The organism is Bacillus sp. FSL W8-1143, from assembly GCF_037965155.1.
GTDB lineage: Bacteria > Bacillota > Bacilli > Bacillales > Bacillaceae > Bacillus > Bacillus pumilus.
Genome location: NZ_CP150182.1, coordinates 272,375 through 296,267, shown reverse-complemented (window position 1 = coordinate 296,267; position 23,893 = coordinate 272,375). Strand labels below are relative to the sequence as shown.

Here is a 23,893-nt window from a genome sequence, read left to right as displayed (position 1 = left end):
TGTTAAAGATGAAATGTAAACTCGAAGTAAAAAAATGTACTCTTCATTCTTTATTTCTATTGAAGATATTATAAATCTAGCTTCTTTCCTAACTCATTATAAAAGTAAACCATCATTTTCATTCACCAACTCTTTTTTTCGATTTAAGTTATTCCTCAATAAAACTCTTCGAAATATAAATAATTCCATTTTTACAAAATAATCAAAAAAAGGTTCTATATGCTCATTTTAAGGTGATTTTAAACTTTTTATCATTGTTATTGTGCTAGAATTAGTAACTACTTCAAAGAGAAAATTTACCATGAAATTAAATCATTTTTTAAGTTAATCGCTAAATGAAGTCAAAAAAGGATATTTGGTCTATTTCTTCTAGTCAGGCAGAAGTTGTTGCAGCTGGAGCTAATACAAAAGGTAAACCATTTAAAGAAGTAGATAGATACAAAGGTAAGCCGAAGAAAGGTTATTATTATCACTGGCATCCCTATAAAAGAACTCCAAAAGCTCATTCATTCTACGGAGGTCCTGTTAAATAGTTAATAGAGGTGAATCATGTACAATTACGAAAAGCTATATAAACAGTATTTATATAAAAAAGATCAATTGATTTTTACTAAAGAACAAGTCGTTGAAATGATAACGTCTAAATTTAAAGCTAGAGAATTTTCAAAAACAAAGATTTTAGATTTAGTAAATGATGATCACTTTGAATATACTAAGATATATAAATGTTTTGTCATTGATGATCCGAGTATATTGATTCAATTGTTTTCGAATGAGGAAAAAAAGGATCATCGTGAACAAGTACTTCATAATCGTCTTCATCCTTTAAATCCCAAAAAAGCAAAAGAGTGGGATTATAATCACTTATTGCTTGATGAACAAGAAGGTAGAAGAATTGATATCATTTTAGAAAGTAAAGATGGAGTATATGTTTCAGAATTTACCGTAAGAGATAGTTGCGAAAAGCTTAATAGGTATATAAATGCTTTAATTGTAGGTGCACTTATTGAAAATGGGTTAGAAGAATATCCTGATGGTATTCATGATGAGTATTTTCAATTTTATTTAGAGAACTTGGATCAATTCGGTTTCTTAAACTGAAAAACACGGTGATCGGTATTCACTTGAAAACGCCCTCTATCATAGAGGGCGTTTCTTTATTTTGCAAGCATCCATTTTTCTTTCATAAACAAGCTTCTCACGATGACAAACAAGATGACGACTGCGAGGGCTGAGGAGCCGAGTGTCAGAGTGACGGCCATCGGATCAATGATTCCAAACATCAATTGCTTACAGAGCGCATGAATATTGAGGAATGGGACAGCAAAGTAATACGTATCTAGCTGCGTAGCACCTGCTCTCATGGTAAAGAACATTGGGATCACACCTAATGTAATGATCATGGACATGTACGATTGCGCTTCTTTCACTGAGCTTGAAACGACACTGAGTAGCAGTTCAATCATTGATACCATGAAAGAGAAGATGATAAGCGCCGCAAACATGACGGCGATAATGCTCCACATTTGATCACCAAAGTTCAGTGCTTGTTTTAGCTTTTCTGTAAAGAGCAGCGTGGATAAAAGCAGCATGCCGATCGCCACAATTCCACTTAAAATCCCGAACATGGAGACAGCCAGCCATTTTCCGATGAGAATTTGGAGTCTGCTGGCAGGTGTCAGGAACAACGCTTCAATGGATTTTCGGTCTTTTTCACCCGCTACAATATCAAGCGCAGCTGGCAAAGCACCTGAGATGACGGAGGTCACCAAAATCATTGGAAGAAGAATCGACAAAAGCATAGAGGTCATGCCATTTTCTCCTTCATCGCCCTCTTCTACATCAACAGCCTGCACCTGAAATGGATGAACAACAGACGTATTGATTTGATCAGCGGCTAAACGCTTTTCTACGACTTGGTTTTGATACTGCTCCAGTAAGGATTGCAGCATTTGAACCGTTATCACCGAATCATCATCTGTTGTGTACCCATGAATTTTAATCGCAAATGATTGTTGATGCTGAAGCATGTCGTCTGCCTCTTTCGGCATTTCCAGATAAGCATTCGCCTTTCCATCTTTGACAGCTTGCTGCGGGTCGTCAAATGTTTCAAGTGTGAGGTTTTTGACCTCTTTGATCATTTGATTCATTTCAGTTGGAAGCTTTTCATTCACTGCGACCGTATACGTTTTATCTCCTGGATCTGCAATCATGCTTTCATAAAAGAACACCAGTCCAAGCATCGTCAAAAGAGGTATCAGCACTGTTAAGAGTAGTGTTTTTCGGTCTCTTAGCGCATCTGTCATTTCTTTTAAAAATACGGTTTTCCACATTATGAAATCCCCCTAGCGAGCTTCGACATAAAGATATAGTTCAAGTCATCACTTTGTTCCTGTGTATATAATTCTGGAAGTGTCCCTTTATACACAAGCTCTCCTTGATGAATCATCATGACACTGTCACAAAGCTGGCTGACTTCTTCCATGATGTGGCTTGAAAAAAGGATGGTTTTATTTTGCTGCTTGAGCTGATGAATAAAGTCTCTGAAAATATTACTTGATGTAATATCCAAGCCTGTTGTCGGCTCATCAAATAAAATAATGTCAGGATCATGAATCAAGGTTCTGGCAATCGCCACCTTTTGTTTCATTCCTCTTGAGAATCCTTTCACCTTGCGATCCATGTATTGTCTCATCCCAAAACGCTTTGCCAAATCCTCTATTCTTGCTTTGATTTCATGCTGATCTAAGCCATACAATTTGCCAAAGTATTCAAGGTTTTCTCGTGCCGTTAAACGATCGTAAAGCCCCGTCTCACCGCCAAACAAGACACCAATTCGCTTTTTCACTTCCGTAGATTCTTTCACCGTATCAAAGCCTGCGACAGTGACTGATCCGTGCGTAGGTTCTAATAATGTGGCTACGGCGCGTAATAATGTGGTCTTCCCTGCACCATTTTCTCCTAGGATGCCAACGACTTCCCCTTCCTTCACGGAGAACGTCATATGTTTCATCGCTTTCACGACTTTTTTCTTATCTTTAAACCAGCAGCTGCAATCGCTGAGAGTAATCATGTGGTTCGCCCCTTTCAACTTTCTAAGTCTATGATAGAAAAAATAACGCTTCCCTGACATAAAAATGTCGCGAAACGTCCTTTTTCTGTCTTGAAATGATCTATTTTAAAAAACAAATGATAAAATAGACAAATAATACGATGAGTCATAGGTGATTTTTATGATAAAAGTAGGTCTCGTTGACGATTACCGAGTAGATTTAGAAAAACTGCATGCCATTGTAGGCAGAATGGAGACTGTGGAGATTGTCTTTGTCACGCAGTCAGCAGAGGATGCATACGAGAAGGTCAAAAAAGGAGATATTGATCTGTTGTTCGCAGACATTGAAATGCCCGGAATGTCCGGTTATGAATTAGCGGATCTCATTCACTCTCATGCACTGAATGTCGATGTTGTCTTTGTGACAGGAAACAGCGGATATGCGGTCCATGCGTTTGATTTAAATGTTCACGATTATATTATGAAGCCCTACCAAGCCGATCGAATTGCCAAATCCTTAGAGCGCTACATGTCCACCAAGCAGGAGAAAAGCATTCATGGACGGCTTCTCATTAAACAGCAGTCAGATATTCATGTGCTGCAAAAGAAGGATGTCATTTTTGTTGAGCGAACAGGCCGGTCAACCACCATTGTCACAACAACAGGAGATATCCAAACATATCAGACATTAAACGAGTTAAAGGGCGATCTAGCTGAAAAAGATTTTATCCGCTCCCACCGATCGTTTATCATCAATATTCATTACATTAAGAACTTCTCGGCGTATGCCAAAAATTCATTTATCGTGTCTTTTGAAGGTACAGATAAAAAAGCCATGATAACCAAGCAGCAATTAGAATACTTTAAGAAATACTATTTTTAAGGAGAACGAACGTGAACGCTTTCTATCTTGGATTCCGCATGTATGCTCTCATATGGCTAGGTCTTGCGTTACATGCAGCTGCTGAAGCTATTCTGCCGCTATCATCAGGAGTGCTGTGGCTCCTCACTTTTTGTGTGATTTGTCTTTATACATTTTTCATATACAAAAGGTTTTTGCCTCATGTGAGTGGTTATGTGATGTTGGGCGCTTTTGTGCTCTTTACCTGTGCAGGTCTTTCCCTTTTTCTGACGCAAGGAAATGGATTGAGCTCTCTTTTAGTTTTGATCATCCTCATGACAACAGATATCCTTTCATTGAAGATGATGCAGACGGAGAAACGATTAAACGGACGGCTTCAAGAGCTGATCAATGCAGAATCAAGAACCAATGAATTGCTGCTTGAGCTGCGCAGTAAACATCATGAAACAGCTAGACATTTAAATGCCTTTTCCGCGTCGAACGACGAGCACGAGATCAAGGATTTGATTCAGCAATACGTAAAACATTTCCCTTGGATGAAAGGAGAAAATGCTTATTTGGCCTCAACCCTGCATTCCTTTTTTAAACGGGCTGAAAAAGAGGACATTGACCTTTCTCTAGATTTTCAAGCACCTTTTTCATCGCTTCCCTTTTCTAAGGCGGAGCAGGTTAGTTTTACTGGAAACTTGCTTGATAATGCCCTAGACGCAGCGATTGAAGCGAAGCAAGCCGGGAAAGAGGGCAGCATCTCGATTGCGACCTCTATTCGGAGCGGGCTCTTTTTAATCCATTGTGAGAACAGCACAAAAGGAATGGAAAAACACGTGTTAGACCATTTGTTTAAAAACTTTGGCCGCTCGACAAAAGGCGGGGATCATCAAGGAATGGGGACGTATATCATTCATCAGCTTGTTGAAAAGGCAGACGGTACTCTTGATTTCACTTACCGGTCTCCACATTTGCGGCTTGTCATCAAAATCCCTCTCACGATGTCATAAAAAAAAGGTGCAGCTAAGCACCTTTTTTGATTAAGAGAAAATGTGGTCAATTTGATTGATTTCCTCTTTTGTTAATTGAACTTCGTTTGTTTTTAGGTTTTGCTGAACTTGCTCAGCTCGTTTTGCACCTGGAATAATGGCGTCGATGCCGTCCTGTGCTAAAAGCCAAGCGAGTGCAACGTGTGCCGTTTCGGCGTTCTTTGATTGTGCAATTGCCTTCAGCTTGTCTACTTTTTCGAGGTTTTGAAGGAACGCCTCGCCTTGGAAAAGCGGATCTTTTGCTCGAATATCATCAAATGTCGCATCCTTCGTAAATTTACCAGTCAACAAACCTGACGCCAACGGGAAATACGGAATAAAGGAAATACGATGCTCGACGCAGTATGGGAGAAGATCCTTCTCTGCCTCACGTTTCAGCAAAGAATACTCTGACTGAAGCACATCTAAGTAGCCATCTCGATTAAAGGCTTGAAGCTGTTCAAAATCAAGGTTAGATGCACCAATGGCCCTGATTTTCCCTTCATCCTTCAATTCCTTTAATGTGCCTGCTACTTCTTCCAGCGGCGTCCGGCCGTCCGGGAAATGCATATAGTATAAATCAATATAATCTGTTTGCAGTCGTTTCAGGCTATGTTCGACCTGCTCTCTTAAAAAGTCCCGGCTGTTATCCAGCTCAATTTTTCCGTTTACTTCTTTATGAGCCCCCTTTGTCGCAAGGACAAGGTTTTCTCTACCGCCTCTTTTGGCAATAATCTCACCGATCAATTCCTCTGAACGGCCCAGCCCATAAATAAAAGCAGAATCTAAGAAATTGACACCTTGATCAAGAGCTGTCTCCACAAGCTCTCGTCCGGCATCTTCACTCAGGTTCGGGAACAAATTATGTCCACCTACCGCATTCGTACCAAGCCCTATCGGATTCACCTGTAAATTAGTTCGTCCAAGCGTTACCTTTTTCAAAAGCTCATCTCCCTTATCTGCTTAATCATCCTTATTTTCCCATGAATCCTTTCCAACATTCAAGTATCCTGCTCTCTGAAGCACCAACACCCTCACTTCAAGATTTTTACGTAAAAAACATTTAAAACCGATAATAAATCTACAAATTAATCCTTATTAACCGGTATATTAGACTTACGCATTTCCTTTTATTATTGGCTTTTGTGTAAATTCCTTTCAAAGATAGGGACTAAAACCTATTCCTCATCATGATTGAATTTCGATAGAATGAAAAGTGCAAATCGTCATAAGGAGATTTTCCCCTGTAACACCCGAATATACCATCCTATCTGTTTCTTTTTTCATAGTCAGATAGCGGGAATGAAATGACGAAAGAAAAGCAAAGGAGCATCAACTGTGAATCTTAAAAAAATAAGTGCACTCCTCATGATTTCGTTCGTGATGATCATCTCTGCAGCTTGCCAGAGCTCAGCAAAATCAAGCAACACTGATCAAAAATCAACAAAAACAGCAGAGGTAAAAGTCGATAGCTACGAATATACGTTACCAGAAGACTCAACAACTACGCTAAGAGACAACGAATTGGTGCTAAAAATCAACCTGACGATTACAAACAAAGGTGACAAAGCTCTATCATTATATAGCTCTGACTTCTCCCTTTATCAGGACGATGCCAAAGTATCTGATTTAAAATTTTACGGCAGTAAAGACCGTCTTGACCTTGGTTCATTGAACAAAGGAAAATCACAATCAGGTGCTCTTTATTTCCTAGTAGACAAAGGGAAAAAATATCAGTTCGTGTACCAAGACAGCATCAAGAAAAACAGTGATTCGATCGAAATCGACCTAGATGGAAACAAAATACTGGATACAGCGAAAAAGCTGGATAACCCTGCAAAAGCGCTATCCGCTTATACGGATATCATTGTATTTGACAAAAAGAACGATCAATTTGCAGATTTAACAGGTGACAACCAATCCGATGTCGTGAATAAATACCACGACATGTTCGTAAAAGACTTCAAAAGAAGCGCTGGGATGTACGGCAATGAAGTAAGTGACCGTGATATCCTGTCTATGTACAAACGGATTCAAGACACCATGAAGGATAAAACCAAAGTAGAAACAAGTGTAAAAACCATCTCTAATGACGAGGCGAAGGTTGTCGCTCAAGTAACAGGCATTGATGCTTCTAACTTAAAAGACAAGCTGGACAAGCAAAGAGACGAGTTTTACAACGGCAAGATCCGCTCTAAAGAAGAATTGTATAAGATAAGCTTAAACTTGTACGCATCTGAATTCGAAAAGCTTCCTCCAGTCTCCAGCCCGGCTGAATACGAAGTGAAAATGAAACGTAATGGGGATGGTCAGTGGAAAATTGACCTTAACGATTATAATACATCTCAGTACATGAGTGGTTTTATTAAAACAAGATAATCATGAACTAAAAAAAGACGCTGGCCCAATGAAGGTGCCGCGTCTTTTCTGATGCTATACCGTCGCCTCTTGTTCTTCTTTCACCGCTTTTTCAATATCTTTAAAACGGCTCGATACAGTAGACGCACTAATGCCATACTTTTTCGCTATTTGTGCTTGAGAAAGCGGGGCATCGCTTGCAAGTGAATGAATGTAATATTCGATTCCCGCAGCAAATGATGCTGCTTTACGGATCACAGGTGATTTCTGATCACAATAGGCTTTCCACACAGTTAAAGCGCCATCAGTCAAGCTTTGGTCCCCGTGTTCCTTCATTCCGTCTTCAATCAGCTTAGCTGTTTCCAGTTGAACGTCACTCGCCCAGTCCATGCGATCTGCTGTTAGACCTGTATCGCCTTCTGTTTGAGCAGATGTTTCTGATTCTTCTACTTCTTGCTTTGCAAACATGCACTTCAACACGTCAGGGAATGATTCTCTCATAAATGTGCTGCGCGTTCCTCCATTTGCCTCAAATGCTTCAACAAGCTGACGAACTTGAAGAAGAAGCGTATCTGTAAACTCTTTCGCAAACATCGTATATTGAATGAAAAACTCTGCTTTTTCTTCAAATTGAACAGGGAATCCCAGCACGAGACTTCCCTTTTCAGGCAGCACTGTTTGATCCGGTTTTACATCTACTTCAACCTTTTCAGCTGTCACCATATTCTCAAAGTAAAGAGACTCGTCCGTTTTTTCATTTAATAAAAGCAAAGATGGCTCCATGTCTGTCCATGATTGAACCACTTGTTTTGTTTTCGGACGGGTAATATCCTCCGCTTTCTTTGTCAGGAATTCTTGGAAGATGGTTTCTTTCTGATCCGTTAATGGACGGAAGAAGATGCCCCATACACTCAAATGAAAGACTGAGATTTGTTGCGTTTCTTTATCCATATCTGCAAGAAAAGAAAAATCATTAATGAATTGATTGATGGCTCTCTGATGTTTAGAGAATGCGTAATTCATTAAATCCTTTTGAACTTGTACAGCTTCCTTAAACACAAGCTCAGACGTTTGTTCTACGCCTGACTTTTGACCACAGCAATGTTTATATTTTTTTCCGCTTCCACAAGGGCAGAGCGCATTTCGTTTAATTTTTCCCAAAATAAAACCTCCGACATTCTAGTCTAACCTCACTATTTTAACAAACGATTGCACAGGAGAGTTTTATTTTCAAGAAAAAAGAAAAATCAGAATGATCAGTTAAATAATAAAGATACTTGAAGATCACGACAGATCATAGGAATAGCGGTCTTTTTCTGTTTATTTTCTCCAATCATTCCAATAGATTTTCTTCAGCTCATTCCCTCAAATAGCTGCTTTGCTTCAAAATAAAAGATTTGAACAAACTTCTTCGTATTGACTCTGCCCGTTGATCCTGCGGATGAAGAGGTTTTCTGCATTTCTTTCATTCTTTGGCTGACATCGGTAAAGTCAAAAAACTTCGATGCATAGTGCTCAAACTTAGGATTCGAGAAATCTGTTAATCCTAGTGAAGCAAAATGATTCAAGGAATGATGAATAGCGCGTCTAATCCGCTGCTCTGCCGCTTTCACTTCCCTCATCACTTCTACATCGGTCGCCCCATGATCCAGCTTCCTCTCCGCTGTTTTGATAAAGAGCTGCTTTAGCGGCGGGAAATTGACCTCATGAGAATTGGCTGACTGTGTTTCATATAAGTAGATCAGGATCTCTAGTAAATCCTTAGATCCGCTCTCTCCAACAATTCCTAGTTCGGATAAGAGAAATTCCCCCGCCTCTTTCATCGTCCTTTTCTTCAACCCAGCACCCGTTGTATTATGAGAAGTCACTGGCTCTAGTGGCAGCACATGGCGAAGGGAAGCTTGAATATCGTAAATCGATTTCTCGAGTTTGATCCGCTCTATGACTTTTCGAATCACACTGACGATCTCAATTCGATTGACAGGTTTATGAATATAATATTCGATCCCTAATTCATAGGCTTCTGCCATCATCTCTTTCGCCTCTACTTGGGAAATCATCATGATTTTACCTTTGAATTCAGGGTGAATATGACGAATCGTTTGAATGCCATCTCTAGCAGGCATTAAAAGGTCTATCAGAAGGATGTCTATTTTTTTTAGGTTCAATGAATGTGCTTCTAATCCCACTCCGTCATCGGCTTCATCCACGACCTCTCCCAAATCTTCATCTTCTATGATTTGACCTAAAATCGAGCGTATTGCACGATCATCATCTGCAATGAAAAATCGCATACACTCACCCTCTCTGTATTAAATTTTGTATAGGAAGGAGTAGCTGAAAAGCCGTTCCCCTTGTTTCTCTTTGTTCGATTTTAATTGTACCGCCAAGCTCTTTAACCAGCTCTTTCACATAGGATAAGCCAATCCCAGTTGATGGTGTTCCATATGCATCAAATTTAGAAGTATAGCCTGGATCAAATACTATTTCTCTCATTTTTTCAGGAATCCCCGGGCCATCATCTTCAATCCGAATCTCTATTTTATCATGATTTCCTTTCAATACGAGTGAGATCATTCCGTCATCCTTTATGGCTTCAACCGCATTTGCCATTAAATTATTAATGAGCGATAAGAAAATGAACACATGATAATCATGCAAATGAATGCCTCTTATATCAGATGTAAAGGAGATGTTTTTCCCTAGAGAGAGCGCATACTTTTCTTGAATGCGAAGGACAATTTGAACGAGCTCTTCCGCCTTCATATAGTCTTGCATATTTTCCTTAGAAATCAGCTTCGAAAGCCCAGCATAAATACGTTGATTGTCCTTTTTCACCTCATGGATTTCTCCTGCGAGCTTCAACAGCTCCTGACTCACTTTCTTCCCTGCTTCGTGTTCATGCAAGAGACGATAAAGCCTGTATGATTCTTGCGTAATATGCTCTGTATGTTTTAACGTTTTCTTTAAATGAACCGTTTCTTCATATAAATTTGAAATGACCATCATCATATGCTCATTTTGTTTCATGATCTGCTTCTCTCTTGATTGTGCCTCATACAGCTTCATCATATTAAAAAAGCTGATTACGACAAAGCTGTGAGCAAACGCAATGAGAAACATATCACTCAGCTTTGATAGCGTCATCGTCGTATCAAACACTAAAAATTGTACAAACAGCTCAACAAAATCAGCCACTAATTCAATCATGAGACCAATGATCCCAATAAAAATAGAACGCTGTTTAAAACGTCCCGTACGGACGGCAAAGAACAAGAAAGCATATGTAAAATAAAAAAAGAAACTTGGGAATTGCTGATAAAATGATGTAGCGAGATCAGCATGATGCTGCATCAGATCTAAACCTACTCGAAAAAGCACAATGGCTGCGCCTGTTAAAAACCCGGGCAAGAACGGTCTAGATTTCCTTAAGAGTAATAAACAAAAGAAAAACGCAGGTGCCCCAAAGCTGATCCGGAACGTTTCATTCACAGGATAAAACTTCAGTTCTCCTGCAAGCGGCACAATAACCACCATAAAAATTAATATGAATGCGTCTTTTTTAACAAGCTGGTTTAAACTCAAATGACTGACATCCCTTCCCCTTTTTGCATAGCCACAGTATACAAGGAGACTCTTTTCTTCACAACGTACAAAAAAATAATTTTCACGGCTCCTTCTTTCCTCAAAATCCTTTTTTATGACTATTCACCGAGGCGCCATGGTGACCTTTCAGCTATTCAGCATTTTGGTGATTGTCTACAATAATGGGAATTGTTTAGACAATGATCGACAAACCGATTTTTATTTGTAAGTTTTTCTGTAGATTTTCGTCAGATTGTGTAGTTTCCAAGATAAATTGAATGAACAATTTTAGTGAAACTATATGTAAGCGTTTTCTGAATTTTCACTAAAAACCCTTTTTGTTTTTTCGCCGCCAAAGCCTTCATTGAACATATATTTAGGTGTAAAGGAGTGGTACAAGCAGCGCATGACAAGTTCTTTGAAGATGTGTAACATGTTTTCGTGCCTATTTGATCGCATTTTTTGTCATCCGCCAATTCAATAGGGTACTTTTTGATTTTTGATTGGAGGAATCGTATGAAAACAGCAATTTCTAATAATACACAACACGCATGCCAGTCTTCTGTTGATCAATGGGCAGAAGAAATACGTCCGTATTACAAAAACGGACAGAATGCTGGCTACATTCCAGCACTCGGAAAAGTGAATTCCTCTCAACTTGGTATCAGCGTGATAGGCCCAGATGGATCATCTGTACGATATGGTGATTGGGACGTTCCCTTTACCCTGCAAAGTATCTCAAAAGTCATCAGCTTTATAGCTGCCTGTTTAGGAAGAGGCGTACCATACGTCTTGGATCGGGTAGATGTAGAGCCAACTGGTGATGCATTTAATTCCATCTACCGTCTTGAGATGCATAAACCAGGGAAGCCCTTTAATCCAATGATTAATGCTGGAGCTATTACCGTATCCTCCATCCTTCCCGGAAAGACTTCTACAGAAAAGCTAGCATATATTTTCGATTTAATCGAAAACTTAATAGGTAAGCGTCCCTCTGTTAATGAAGAGGTTTATCAATCAGAATGGGCAACTGCGCATCGCAACCGGGCACTTGCTTATTATTTAAAAGAAACCAATTACTTAGAATCAGATGTCGAGGACACATTAGAAGTGTACTTAAAGCAATGTTCCATCGAGGTTACAACAGAGGACATCGCCTTGATTGGGCTGATTATATCAAGTGATGGCTATCATCCCTTTAAACAGGTCCAAGTCATTCCAAAGGATATCGCAAGACTAACAAAGGCATTGATGCTGACATGCGGCATGTATAATGCGTCTGGTAATTTTGCTGCTTTCGTAGGCGTTCCAGCCAAAAGTGGTGTGTCTGGAGGAATTATGGCTTGCGTTCCGCCAAGCGCAAGAAGAGAATTCCCATTTCAGACAGGCTGCGGAATCGGTATTTATGGTCCCGCCATTGACGATTGCGGAAATAGTATTACCGGTGTCATGATGCTGAAAAAGCTCGCAAAAGAGTGGGATCTCAGTATTTTTTAAAATGAACAGTCATGAATTCGAAGAGGTGATGTTATGAACGAAAAAGCTTTGCTATCTTATTTAACACATACAAATGATTTTATTTGGACTTATATTGTCATTGCTCTGTTACTTGGAGTTGGTGTCTACTTCACATATAGAACACGCTTCCTGCAAGTGAGAATGATTAAAGAAATGGTGCGTGTCCTGAAAGAAGGAAGAAAAGAAAAAGAAGGAATATCACCGTTCCAAGCATTTGCCATCAGTATGGCGGCACGTGTAGGAACAGGGAATATCACAGGGATTGCCATCGCCATTGCAATTGGTGGACCTGGGGCAATCTTTTGGATGTGGATCGTAGCGATTATCGGTTCTGCCTCAAGCTTTGTTGAAAGTACGTTAGCCCAAGTGTATAAAGTGAAAGATAAAACAGGATTCCGCGGTGGACCTGCTTATTACATGGAAAAAGGGTTAAACAAGCGCTGGATGGGAATTTTATTTGCGATTCTGATTACAATTTCTTTTGGAATCGTCTTTAATGCGGTGCAATCAAATACAATCACTGTCGCTTTTGAAAACTCCTTTGGATTAGACCGTTTAACAGTCGGTATTGTGATGGCTGTTATTTTTGCAGCAATTATTTTCAAGGGAATCCAAGCCATTGCAAAAGCTTCTGAATACATTGTCGTTGTGCTGGCTCTAGCTTATATCGGAATTGCATTCTTTGTTATTGTGACAAATATCACTGAACTTCCTGGTGTCATCAGTACGATTGTGAAACACGCCTTCGGGTTTGAACAGTTTGCTGGTGGAACATTAGGCGGCGCATTATTACAAGGGATTAAACGCGGTCTTTTCTCGAATGAGGCTGGTATGGGTAGTGCACCTAACGCAGCAGCAACAGCTGTGACAAGTCACCCTGTAAAACAAGGATTAATTCAGGCGTTTGGCGTGTTAACAGATACATTAATTATTTGTACAAGCACAGCCTTCCTTGTCCTGTTCTCTGATGCATACAAAACAACGAACCTGCAAGGAATTGAATTAACACAGGCTTCACTCAGTCAGCACATTGGACCATGGGCCTCTGGATTCCTTGCTATCATGATTTTCCTATTCGCCTTTAGTACATTAATCGGTAACTATTACTACGGCGAAACGAACATTGAATTCCTTGGAGCCAACAAAGTTTGGCTTAACATTTATCGAATTGCCGTTATTGGAATGGTTCTTTTCGGTGCAGTTGCTACTGTTCCTCTCGTGTGGGGTCTAGCCGATCTCTTCATGGGACTCATGGTCATCGTCAACCTCATCGCCATCACCATGCTGTCTAAGGTCGCCTTTGCAGCATTGAAGGATTATACGAGACAGAAAAAAGAAGGCAAGGATCCTGTCTTCTATAAAAATGTCGTTCCAAACAATGAGAAAATTGAATGCTGGGACGACGAACCTGCTTCGTTGAAAAAGAATCGAATCGGTTAAATCAAAAAAGCTCTGGTCCTCTTGGGACTGACCCCATAAGATGAGACAAATAAAAAACACCTTCAAGTTTGAAAACGGATCGTTGTGATCCGAAATAAAACATGGAGGTGTTTTTTCTATGGGGACAAGAGTGAGTTTCCCCCTCTGATCAGAGCTTTTTTCTTTAGTTCAAAAATTCGAGTATGAGTTTGTTCACCACTTCTGGTTTTTCATGATTGATCCAATGAGAAGCATCATCGACAAAAATTAGTTGTCCATTTGGGCAAATCTTCATCGTTTCCTTCGCCAGCTTTCTGCTTAAAAACTTGTCCTCCATCCCCCAGATCATGCGAACAGGTACTAAAATGCGCTTTGATATCGGCTTTTCAAAGCCGCCCTTTTTGATGGCGCGGTACCAATTCAGCATTGAGGTCATGGCACCTGGCTGCGTCCAAGCCAGCTTATAGCTTGATACATCTTCCTTCGTGAACAAATGGGGTCTTGCAGTCAGCCCAATGGCTTCATCCAGCTTTTGAAAGTGATTTTCCTGAAGAGCTGCCTCTGGCACATTCGGAAGCTGAAAGAATGCGATATAGGAGCTCTTCTTCCACTGCGGGGGATAAAATGGAAGAACCTTCATCATCACCCGCGGATGCGGCATGTTGACAATGATTAGTTTCTCTACATATTGAGAACGTGTGGATGCCAAATGCCAAGCAACTGCTCCGCCCCAATCATGACCACCCACAATCGCCTTTTGATTCGGACTAAGCGTCTTAATCAGCCCTACGATATCATCTCTCAGTTGATCTAATACATAGGATTCGATTCCTTCTGGCTTATCACTTAGATGGTAGCCCCTTTGATCAGGAACGACGACACGATAACCTGCCTCGGCTAGGGGCATAATTTGATTCTTCCAGCCGTACCAGAACTCAGGAAATCCATGTAGCAGTATAAGCAGCGGGCCATCCTCAGGTCCAGCCATTGCTGTGTGAAGTGTTACACCATTTGTTTGGATTGATTGAAATTCAATTTGCTCCATCCCTTTGCCACCTTTCTCCTTGTTCTTTATTCTTCCAACATAGCATATTTCCCATTTTTCAGAAAATAAAAGCACTCCCAAAAAAACCTTCACGAAGGTGAAGGTCTTGGTTTATTGCATATAATTCAGCACCCAGATCAACCCATTTTTGCGGTCCTGTACTTGCCCGTGAAGGGCGCCAAAGAACGTATCCTGTAATTCGACCAGTACATCTCCATCAGCTTCTAGCGCTTCATATACAGCCTTTAGTTCTTCTTCATTGTCAAACTGCATAATCAATCTGAGATTCTCGGGCTTTGGTGTGCGGTCAAACGTATCTGAAAAGTGAAGCAGCGATTCTCCAAGGTGCAGTTCTGCATGCAGCACACGGTCTTGATGTTCATTTAAAATATGAATATCACCGCCAAAAATCCCTTGATAATATTGAAGAGATTCCTTCACATCGTCTACCACAATATAAGGACTAACACTAATCATACCCCTCATCCTCCTCTTGTTCCGTCCATCTTCTCTTTTATAGCTTATCCCAAATCGTATGAAAAAAGGCACAAATCGTCAACGGATTTGCACCTTTTTCTCATGAAGATTTCGCTAATTCACTATGTTTGTTTGAATACGCTGCGTACATGACAACACCGATTAACAGCCAAACACCAAAGTAAAGCCACGTCCGGCCTGGTAAGTTGAACATAAGGAACAAGCAGCAGCCCATTGAAATAATCGGCAAGACCGGCACAAATGGAACCCGGAATCCCCTCTCAAGCTGCTGATGTGTCTTTCTCAAAATGAGGACAGATAAACTCACCATTGCAAACGTCAATAAAGCACCGATATTCGCTAAATTGGACAAGTCCTTTAAATCAATAAACCCTGAAATAACAGCTGTCATGCCGCCAATCATCCATATGCTTGCAACAGGCGTATCGCTTTTGTTTGTTTTCGAAAACACTTTCGGCAAAAGACCATCTCGTCCCATCGCATAGGCAATTCGAGTTGCTGCATAATTATTGGCGAAAATCACAGCCATCAATCCAATGACCGCACCGACAGAAATAATACCGGCTACACTATTTTGATGTACACTTTGCAAGACATAGGACATCGCCTCTGTGACATTCAGTTTTGTATAGTGCACCATACCTGTCATAATCAAACAAACGACAATGTAAATGATCGTGCAGATGAGTAATGAGCCAATAATGCCAATTGGCAGGTTCCGCTGCGGATTTTTCACCTCTTCTGCAGAAGCAGAAATCGCATCAAATCCTAAGAAGGCAAAAAACACAGCAGCAGCACCAGCAATGACGCCTTCTGCACCAAACGGCATGAACGGCTGCCAATTGGATGGCTGTACATAAAACCCGCCTACTACAATGAAAAGAACAATAATACCGAGTTTCACAAACACCATGATATTATTGAATTTTTTACTTTCCTTCGTTCCTCTAGATAAGATCCACGCAATCAGTAAGGCAATGATAATGGCTGGCAGATTCATATATCCGCCTTGTTCAGGTCCCGCTAAAAATTGATGGGGAATCGAAATTCCAAACCCGTCAAGCAAGCTGTTGAAATAGCTCGACCAGCCACTGGCGACAGCTGAAGCAGTCAGCATATAAACGGACAATAACGTCCATCCCATTAGATGCCCGACAAGCTCACCCATCGTTGTATATGAATAAATGTACGCACTGCCGAATACAGGCAGTGCTGAAGCCATTTCTGCATAGCAAAGTGCTGCCAAACTGCACACAATCGCTGCGATGGCAAAGGAAAAAATGACAGCCGGCCCTGCATCCTTAGCCGCTGTAATTCCGGTTAACACCATGACCCCCGTGCCAATCACTGCCCCTATACCAAGGAGCGTGAGATCGAGCCCGCCCAGCGTTTTCTTTACCTTTTGCTGCCTGCTCTGTTCTAACAAATCGTGAATGTGTTTCTTACGTAGAATATGTCGCAAACCCTTTCCCTCCAAAACGTTAGAAAAACAAAAAATCATTCAAATTTCATTATAGCAGAATAGGTACTACGCATTCACAACCAATTCACGTAAATCTTTCTTCATGATTTTACCAAGCTTGTTTTTTGGCAGCTCCTGTGTGAAATGAATGGAGGGCACTTTGTAATCTGCCAAACGTTCCTGGCAATAGTTCACCACATCTTCTTCGCAAAAATCGACAGAATCGTCTTTTACTATATACGCACTTGGCACTTCACCATATAATTCGTCTGGTACCCCAATGACAGCTGATTCAATCACACCTGGAATTTGATCAATGACCTCTTCTACTTGGTCAGGGTAGATATTATCCCCACCGTACAGAATCACATCTTTGTATCTCCCTGTGATGAAAAGAAAACCGTCTTCATCTAGATAGCCTGCATCTCCCATATGGAACCAGCCATCTTTCAGCACCTTCTCTGTAGCGTCAGGCTGATGATAGTAGCCTAGAAAATAGAATGGGCTTCTCATAACGACTTCGCCAATTTCTCCAGCTGGCAATGTCTCCTCTGTCTCAGGGTGCATGATTTTCACTTCTACATCCGGATCCACTTTACCTGCAGAGCCCATTTTATCCTCGCCCATCGCTGGATGCCACGCACTCACAACCCATGCTTCGGTACTTCCATAGCCATGCATCATCTGAATGCCTACTTCTTTGTAATCTTTAATTAAGCGTACCGGCACCTTCGTACCGCCAGAAATCGCAATTTCAAAAGATGAGAGATCGTACGAACCGCGTTTCATTTCTTCTAGCATGTACGTGTAAGCTGATGGGAAAGCCATCATGAACGTAATTCTTTCTTTCTCAATCGTTTCTAAAATGCGCTTCGGTGTTGCATCATGTAAGAAGACAAGCGTATATCCTTCAATCGCAGCTGCGATCAGGTGATTAATCGAACTCATATGATACAGAGGGTGACTCGCCAAGTACCGTTTTCCTTTCAGATCGAATCCTCGATTCCCATGTCTTGTTAAAAATTGATAGATTCGTCCATGTCCGACCATACAGCCCTTTGGATTTCCCGTTGTCCCAGAGGTGAATAAAATCATCGCTAGATCCTCTTCTGATACCTCTTCAGCAAGGTTACTTCCATCATTTGAAGCCAACATGTCTTCAAACAGCTGTGTTGTATTCGCATTGGCACCGGATTCCACCATCAGACAATCTTCTAAAGACACATTCACTGCCGCAATGATGTCACGGAATTCACGGTCAAAAAATAAAGCCTTTGGCTCTGCTTTTTTCAAAATACCTTCCAGCTCAAAAGAAGTAAGCTGCCAGCTAAGCGGAACTGCGACTGCACCTGCTTTAATGGCTGCCAGCATAATTGTTGAAAAGTGATGATGGTTTTGACAAATAAAGCAAACACGGTCCCCTTTTCGAATCCCCTTTTGATGTAAATAATGAGCGAGCTGGTCAATACGCTTTGCATATTCTTCAAATGTATAAGACACACCCCCGCCAGTTACCGCTTCAATTTGTGAAGAGCGTTCCATTCTGTCGTTAAGTAATGCCTGTAATGTATTCAATATCTTCATCTCCAAACGTTTGATTTACAATAGCCAATTTCCAGTGAATGGGTTGGCAGATTTTATCTCATTCACATTCTAAAATAAAACCAGCTGAAAGTAAAATCATTTCAATTTGGAATTGTTCTTTATATTAATTGATAATATAGGTAATTTTATAGCCGTCTTCCATTTTGGTTTAAATGATGATAACTATTATGATAAGATAGACCTAGTAATTGATCGGAAAATGCGAATGCAATAGGAAAAGAGGTATGGAGAATGCAACATTTCGAGCTAGAGGCAAGTTTATTAGACCATGCGCTGACAAAGTATTTAAAGGCGACGAAACAAATAGATGAAGAGAACATTCCGAAAAACGTCACGAATGTGAAAGGGTTTATTTTACGCATCATTTATCGTCATCAATCATGTACTGTGAAAAATATTCTGCAGGAAGTTTCATTATCTCCCTCTGCAACAACAACCGCTCTCAATCACTTAGAAGATGAAGGGTTGATTATTCGCTCTCGAAATAATAATGACCGCCGCACTGTATGGATTGAACTCTCTGAATCAGGTGAACAAATTGCAAAACAAATGATTGACAACCGCCAGCTGCTTGTCAATCAGCTGTTCAACCACCTTTCAGAAGAAGATAAAAAAACATTTTTTGAATTAATCGAAAAAATGATGGACGAGCCATTAAAGGCTTAGGAACATTCCTAAGCCTTTGTCCTCTTTTCAACCTTTGCAGTCTAGGAAGGACGAGTACCGAAGCGGAGCGAATTTAGATTCGTGAGCACCGGAACGCAGACCTGACACCGAATGCGAGGGTTTGTCTACACGCTGAGGCTTAGGAGAATTCCTAAGCCTTCTTTTTTATGGCTTTAAGATGACCTTTATACAATCATCCTTCTTATCATTAAATATGTGATATGCATGAGCGGCATCATCTAACGGCAATTGGTGTGTGATGATCGCTTTAGGATCAATTTCACCGGTTGTCACTTTTTGATAGAGCTTTGACATGTAGCCTCTCGCCGGGGCCTGCCCCATTTTCAGGGTGACGTTTCTTGCGAAAAAGGCACCTAATGGGAACATATTATATAGGCCGCCGTACACACCCGTCATCTGCACCGTTCCACATTTACGGACGGCTTTTGTGGCAATTTGAATCGGTCCGATCGTTCCACCTTGTAGCTTGAGTTTCTGCTCAATTTTTTCAAGCGGCGACTTCTTCCCGTCCATTCCCACACAATCGATCACAACATCGGCTCCACCTTTGGTCAGCTCCTTTAACGTTTCTCCCATGTCGGGATCTTCTGTAAAATCAAATACTTCTACGCCGCTCATCCGTTTTGCATGTCGCAGACGGTAATCAATGTAATCGACCGCAATCACACGGTCGGCCCCTTTTTGCCATGCAAATTGCTGTGCCATTAACCCAACAGGTCCACAGCCTAACACAATGACCGTATCACCTTTTTTCACACCGGCGTGCTCCACGCTCCAATAAGCAGTTGGAAGAACATCCGATAAGAACAGCAATTGTTCATCCTCCAGCTCACAATCATCTGGGATCTTAAACGGAGTGTAGTTCCCAAAAGGCACGCGTAAATATTCTGCCTGTCCTCCAGGGTAGTCCCCATATTTCTCACTATATCCAAAAAGTCCACCCGAATCGTAGTGCGGGTTTGAGTTGTCGCATTGGCTTTCTAAGTGGTGATGACAATATTGGCATTGACCACATGCAACGGTAAATGGAATAACGACACGGTCTCCCTTTTTTACTGCCGTGACATCTGGGCCAACTTCCTCCACAATCCCCATTGGCTCATGCCCAATCACATAGCCGATTGGAAGCGGGAAATTCCCCTGATACAAATGTAAATCAGATCCACAAATTGCTGTTGATGTGATTCGGATGATCACATCTTCCCGATCTTGAATAGATGGCGCATCTACTTTCTTCACTGCAATGCTATTTTTCCCCTGATAAGTAACAGCTCTCACATGCATTTCCTCCTTTAGCGAAAATCATCTGTACATAGCTTCACCTTGAATGGATGGTTCATGCATCAGATCAGGATTATTAAAAAACAAAAAAGCCCGTCGATCGGTTCGACAGGCACTTATACAATCATGTGTAACGCGTTACCTATTTATCCTTTTTCAATAAAGACCAAATCATATTGAGAGGAAGTCTCTCGATCAATCATCAAGTTCCCTTCTTGAATAAAATAAGGACATATACTCGGGCTTTGTGATTCTTCAAACTGCTCATACAACTGCTCAATCTTTCCAGGAAGCAGCAATAGCAAAAATTTATTAGAATGGGACACGAGTTCAGAAGAGTGAATTGTATCCGGCGGTATATAGGCAAAGTCACCCGGCATCAGGCATATATCTTCTCCGTTCAATTGCAGATTCATTTTTCCCTCAACGCAATAGAGTGCTTCTGTATGTACTTGATGATAATGCGGAGGAAAATACTTTCCCTTCGCGCCTTCAATCACAAAATGACTGAACCCGCCTCCAGTTGTTTCTGTTGTTGCGATCAGCTCATGAAGCTGACCATCAATAATGTATTGCTTTCCTTCACCAGCCTCTAATACGTAGGGCTGCACCGCCTGAGGGAGCTGACTATGAAATAAAACGGAGGGCTTAGTTGTATTTGACAGCTGCCGGATACCATGCATCAATATGATATCGCTTTCTTTTTCAGCTTGTTCAAAGCTGTCTGCATCGAAAGCATGATCGGTCATCGGCCATTCGTTCCGCTGAAGCCTTTTCCCAATTTGCTGATAGACATCTGTCATTTGTCCGCCCAACGTATATGAAATAAATCTTGTTTTGTGACTATGCATTCTGTAGCCATGGATCGTTTTGGGTGGGATATGAATATAATCGAAGGCTGTGACCATATATTTTTTACCGTCCAAGATCACTTCAAGCTTTCCTTCCAGCACAAAAATGGTTTCAAATAAGTGCTCATGACAGTGAAGTGGAAAATAAGCTCCTTTCCCACCTGTGATTAAGACAAGCTCAAACAGCTGATTCGTTTGATTTACTTCTGCCAGCACATGAACAAGCTGATTTTCCAGCCCATACAGTTTCCCTGAACCAGACACGGTATAAAAAGAGGTACCTTCGGATTGCTTGATCGATTGCGGTTGCTCCGACATCCCATCACTCCTCATGACTAATTGACTATCTTTATTATATAGACCAATCGATATAATAGATAGACAATATGCGAGAGATTTTACTCTTCTCGCATAAATAAGTGTCTAAGGTAACATTTCACATGTTCTAACGGGGTCGTTTGTTTGAGTGCGGTGGTCATCGATAGACCCCCAATCACCATTGAATGAAGGAGAGAAGCCAGCTCATCCGCTTTGTTTTCTTCATATCCGCTGTTCATGAGCTTTTCTTTCACAAGCTTTTGCCAGCGGATCATTTCTTGCTTACATGCAGTATGAAGCTGCGTATGTTCTGGCTTGGATTCTGCCGCCAGCAAGACAATCGGAATGCCTCTTTCATTTTCTTGCTCCGCAAATCCCCGGATGATGTTTGTCATAAAGCGGTCGATGGCGATATAAGGATCATCCGAATAGGCAAAGCTTTCTTCAATTCGATTGATGACCTTTTGACTAATATATTCAACGGCTGCTATGGCTAGCTCTTCTTTTCCGTTTGGAAAATAATAATAAAGAGATCCTTTAGGCGTGCCGCTCTCTCTAATGATTTGATTCAATCCTGTCGCATGATACCCCTGTTTGCGTAAAAGAAGTGCGGCCGTTTGAATAATTCTATCCTTCGTACTCACGTGTGACACTCCTTTCCCTCCATAGACAAATGTCGTTTCAACGTATGAGTTGATTTGTTCCTTTCCAAATCGAGGATGTCTCCATCTCTGCTGCAAGCCGAAGCAGCCAATCCTCTTTCCCCTTAGGTGCTGTGACCTGTACCCCTAAAGGCATGCCCGCCTTAGTGAGATGAACAGGAACGCTCATAGAAGGCTGACCCGTTAAGTTGGCAAGCTGTGTAAATGGTGTGTAGGTCAGACTCTTTAAGAACATGTCATAAATGAGATCCTGCTGCGCTTGCATTGAGAGAGATGACACACGTAAAAGTTCTGTGATTTCTTCTTTCGAATGCATCAACTCACCAACCTTAGGAGCTGAATAGGCAGTCGCTGGTGTCACAAAGAGATCATAGGTTTGATGAAATGACGCCATTTGTGCAGCCGCCATATCCCATGCATCAAGACTTTCTGTGTAAGCAGCAGCGGTTACATTCTTGCCAGCCTCTGCCAACACCCATGCCACGATGTCTGTTTCCTCCGGATTGACTGGACGTCCTAATGAACGATTCAAGGACGTGAATAGCGCAGACATTTCTCCGCTGTTCATGACGTAGTATTGCTGCATCAGATGAATCCCATCGATTGCAGGCCCTGCTTCTTCTACTTGGTGCCCTTGATCACTCAACCATTTCACTGTTTGCTGCACCGCCTGCTTCGCTTCCTCACTGACCTTCGTACCAACTGGAGATTCTACACTGTAAGCAATACGCATAGAAGATGTACGTTTCTCTAGATCTTCTTGATAGCTGCCGTCGTATAATGGCGTTTGGAAAGCCGCTTCAGGCTGAATGACTTGAAGTAGATCAAGAAGGGCTGCACTGTCCCGCACTGTTTTTGTAAGTGTAAAGTCAATGGATGCCCCTTGCCACTGCCTTCCTGCGCCTGGTCCTACCGGCGTTCTTCCTCTTGTTGGTTTGAGACCGAACAAACCTGTAAAGGATGCTGGAATCCGAATGGACCCTCCACCATCACTTGCTCCACCAGCAGGTACGATGCCGCTCGCAACAGCTGCTGCCGTCCCGCCGCTTGAACCGCCAGGAGAATAGTCAGGATGCCAAGGGTTCCTCGTTGGACCATGTAAAGCAGGTTCTGTTACATTTCTTAATCCGAATTCTGGTGTGTTTGTATGTCCCATCATGAGAAATCCAGCCTGCTTCAATCGCTGGACAAAGTGGGAGTCCGTTTTTGCCTTTACATCCTTTAATAATGCAGCTCCTGCTGTCAGCGGTTCATTTTCCAGCCCTTGCGATATATTTTTCAGTACAAATGGAACGCCCGCAAACGGCTGATTCGTATGTAATGTCTTGATTTCTTTTAATACTTGATCTTGTCTTGTCTGAATCAACGCATTTAGTTCAGGATTGACCTCATTCAGTCTAGCAAATGCAGCTTGTACAAGCTCGTCTGGCGTTACCTGCTTATTCCGTACAAGTGCCGCCAAGCCAATCGCATCATACGTCATATACTCTTTTACGTTCATCAGCATATCCTACTTTCTCTTATTATGTTCTCTCTATTGTCTACTAGATTTGTATGAATTTCAATTTCAGGTTACTTGTAAAAAAAACTTTCTGACAAACAATATGATTCTTCTAACCATCCTTCTCATTTCTCCGATATAATAGAGAAAAAAAGACGGAGGTCATCGTATGC

The 23,893-nt window shown here is 41.3% G+C and carries 22 protein-coding genes; 8 read left to right on the top strand and 14 right to left on the bottom strand.

Features of this window, described 5'->3' with window-relative positions; genetic code table 11:
• The first annotated feature begins 335 nt into the window (after positions 1-335).
• Together NSQ36_RS01660 and NSQ36_RS01655 are read left to right on the top strand one after the other, a co-directional pair.
• On the top strand, positions 336-533 hold the full coding sequence (locus NSQ36_RS01660; RefSeq protein WP_310427422.1) for a hypothetical protein: 198 nt from the start codon (positions 336-338) through the stop codon (positions 531-533).
• A 16-nt stretch (positions 534-549) separates the two neighbouring features.
• On the top strand, positions 550-1,101 hold the full coding sequence (locus NSQ36_RS01655; protein ID WP_339206571.1) for a hypothetical protein: 552 nt from the start codon (positions 550-552) through the stop codon (positions 1,099-1,101).
• Between the two features lie 56 nt (positions 1,102-1,157).
• Here the strand turns inward: NSQ36_RS01655 and NSQ36_RS01650 are convergent, their stop codons facing one another.
• On the bottom strand, positions 1,158-2,333 hold the full coding sequence (locus NSQ36_RS01650) for an ABC transporter permease (RefSeq protein ID WP_226804612.1): 1,176 nt from the start codon (positions 2,331-2,333) through the stop codon (positions 1,158-1,160).
• Positions 2,333-3,073 (bottom strand): ATP-binding cassette domain-containing protein, encoded by a 741-nt coding sequence (locus NSQ36_RS01645; protein ID WP_003217123.1) that lies wholly within the window; start codon positions 3,071-3,073, stop codon positions 2,333-2,335. The genes NSQ36_RS01650 and NSQ36_RS01645 overlap by 1 nt, the downstream gene beginning before the upstream one ends.
• Before the next feature lie 160 nt (positions 3,074-3,233).
• Here NSQ36_RS01645 and NSQ36_RS01640 point away from each other — a divergent pair, with 160 nt between their 5' ends.
• On the top strand, positions 3,234-3,935 hold the full coding sequence (locus tag NSQ36_RS01640) for a LytTR family DNA-binding domain-containing protein (protein WP_106032912.1): 702 nt from the start codon (positions 3,234-3,236) through the stop codon (positions 3,933-3,935).
• Between the two features lie 11 nt (positions 3,936-3,946).
• Complete coding sequence (locus NSQ36_RS01635; protein ID WP_339206567.1) at positions 3,947-4,912, top strand: GHKL domain-containing protein; 966 nt, start codon at positions 3,947-3,949, stop codon at positions 4,910-4,912.
• Positions 4,913-4,942: 30 nt separating this feature from the next.
• On the opposite strand, the gene NSQ36_RS01630 is transcribed toward NSQ36_RS01635, so the two are convergent.
• On the bottom strand, positions 4,943-5,872 hold the full coding sequence (locus NSQ36_RS01630; protein ID WP_339206565.1) for an aldo/keto reductase: 930 nt from the start codon (positions 5,870-5,872) through the stop codon (positions 4,943-4,945).
• A 396-nt stretch (positions 5,873-6,268) separates the two neighbouring features.
• Here NSQ36_RS01630 and NSQ36_RS01625 point away from each other — a divergent pair, with 396 nt between their 5' ends.
• Positions 6,269-7,309, top strand: a complete 1,041-nt coding sequence (locus NSQ36_RS01625) for a DUF4352 domain-containing protein (protein ID WP_339206563.1) — start codon at positions 6,269-6,271, stop codon at positions 7,307-7,309.
• Between the two features lie 54 nt (positions 7,310-7,363).
• Here NSQ36_RS01625 and NSQ36_RS01620 read toward each other — a convergent pair whose 3' ends face one another.
• From NSQ36_RS01620 to NSQ36_RS01610, 3 genes are all read right to left on the bottom strand, one after another.
• On the bottom strand, positions 7,364-8,449 hold the full coding sequence (locus NSQ36_RS01620) for an SEC-C metal-binding domain-containing protein (protein WP_339206561.1): 1,086 nt from the start codon (positions 8,447-8,449) through the stop codon (positions 7,364-7,366).
• 191 nt (positions 8,450-8,640) lie between these two features.
• Positions 8,641-9,582, bottom strand: coding sequence for a response regulator (locus NSQ36_RS01615; RefSeq protein ID WP_251191177.1), 942 nt, complete (start codon positions 9,580-9,582; stop codon positions 8,641-8,643).
• A 4-nt stretch (positions 9,583-9,586) separates the two neighbouring features.
• On the bottom strand, positions 9,587-10,873 hold the full coding sequence (locus tag NSQ36_RS01610; RefSeq protein ID WP_310427412.1) for a sensor histidine kinase: 1,287 nt from the start codon (positions 10,871-10,873) through the stop codon (positions 9,587-9,589).
• Positions 10,874-11,389: 516 nt separating this feature from the next.
• Between NSQ36_RS01610 and NSQ36_RS01605 the strand changes: the two genes are divergently transcribed.
• Both NSQ36_RS01605 and NSQ36_RS01600 read left to right on the top strand, forming a co-directional pair.
• Positions 11,390-12,370, top strand: coding sequence for a glutaminase (locus NSQ36_RS01605; protein ID WP_008342152.1), 981 nt, complete (start codon positions 11,390-11,392; stop codon positions 12,368-12,370).
• Positions 12,371-12,403: 33 nt separating this feature from the next.
• The gene (locus tag NSQ36_RS01600) at positions 12,404-13,831 is read left to right on the top strand and encodes an alanine/glycine:cation symporter family protein (RefSeq protein ID WP_003216901.1); all 1,428 of its coding nucleotides are present in this window, start codon (positions 12,404-12,406) and stop codon (positions 13,829-13,831) included.
• A gap of 163 nt (positions 13,832-13,994) precedes the next feature.
• On the opposite strand, the gene NSQ36_RS01595 is transcribed toward NSQ36_RS01600, so the two are convergent.
• The 4 genes from NSQ36_RS01595 to NSQ36_RS01580 all read right to left on the bottom strand — a co-directional run bounded on the left by NSQ36_RS01595 (position 13,995) and on the right by NSQ36_RS01580 (position 18,390).
• Complete coding sequence (locus tag NSQ36_RS01595; RefSeq protein WP_106029660.1) at positions 13,995-14,855, bottom strand: alpha/beta hydrolase; 861 nt, start codon at positions 14,853-14,855, stop codon at positions 13,995-13,997.
• Positions 14,856-14,966: 111 nt separating this feature from the next.
• Positions 14,967-15,332: a VOC family protein gene (locus NSQ36_RS01590; RefSeq protein ID WP_339206558.1), complete on the bottom strand. Its 366-nt coding sequence runs from the start codon at positions 15,330-15,332 to the stop codon at positions 14,967-14,969.
• A 100-nt stretch (positions 15,333-15,432) separates the two neighbouring features.
• On the bottom strand, positions 15,433-16,815 hold the full coding sequence (locus NSQ36_RS01585) for an amino acid permease (protein WP_339206556.1): 1,383 nt from the start codon (positions 16,813-16,815) through the stop codon (positions 15,433-15,435).
• Positions 16,816-16,881: 66 nt separating this feature from the next.
• Entirely contained in the window at positions 16,882-18,390 is a 1,509-nt protein-coding gene (locus NSQ36_RS01580) for an AMP-binding protein (RefSeq protein WP_106032908.1), read from the bottom strand.
• A 261-nt stretch (positions 18,391-18,651) separates the two neighbouring features.
• Here NSQ36_RS01580 and NSQ36_RS01575 point away from each other — a divergent pair, with 261 nt between their 5' ends.
• Complete coding sequence (locus NSQ36_RS01575) at positions 18,652-19,086, top strand: MarR family transcriptional regulator (protein WP_335365095.1); 435 nt, start codon at positions 18,652-18,654, stop codon at positions 19,084-19,086.
• A 165-nt stretch (positions 19,087-19,251) separates the two neighbouring features.
• Here the strand turns inward: NSQ36_RS01575 and NSQ36_RS01570 are convergent, their stop codons facing one another.
• From NSQ36_RS01570 to NSQ36_RS01555, 4 genes are all read right to left on the bottom strand, one after another.
• The gene (locus NSQ36_RS01570; RefSeq protein WP_339206553.1) at positions 19,252-20,385 is read right to left on the bottom strand and encodes a zinc-dependent alcohol dehydrogenase; all 1,134 of its coding nucleotides are present in this window, start codon (positions 20,383-20,385) and stop codon (positions 19,252-19,254) included.
• Positions 20,386-20,534: 149 nt separating this feature from the next.
• Positions 20,535-21,557 carry a quercetin 2,3-dioxygenase gene (locus NSQ36_RS01565; protein WP_050943335.1) on the bottom strand — a complete coding sequence of 341 codons (1,023 nt, stop codon included), beginning with the start codon at positions 21,555-21,557 and terminating at the stop codon, positions 20,535-20,537.
• Positions 21,558-21,637: 80 nt separating this feature from the next.
• A complete protein-coding gene (locus tag NSQ36_RS01560) occupies positions 21,638-22,201 on the bottom strand; it encodes a TetR/AcrR family transcriptional regulator (RefSeq protein ID WP_309216183.1) in 564 nt (187 codons plus the stop codon).
• Between the two features lie 37 nt (positions 22,202-22,238).
• The gene (locus NSQ36_RS01555; protein WP_339207308.1) at positions 22,239-23,720 is read right to left on the bottom strand and encodes an amidase; all 1,482 of its coding nucleotides are present in this window, start codon (positions 23,718-23,720) and stop codon (positions 22,239-22,241) included.
• Positions 23,721-23,893: the final 173 nt, after the last annotated feature.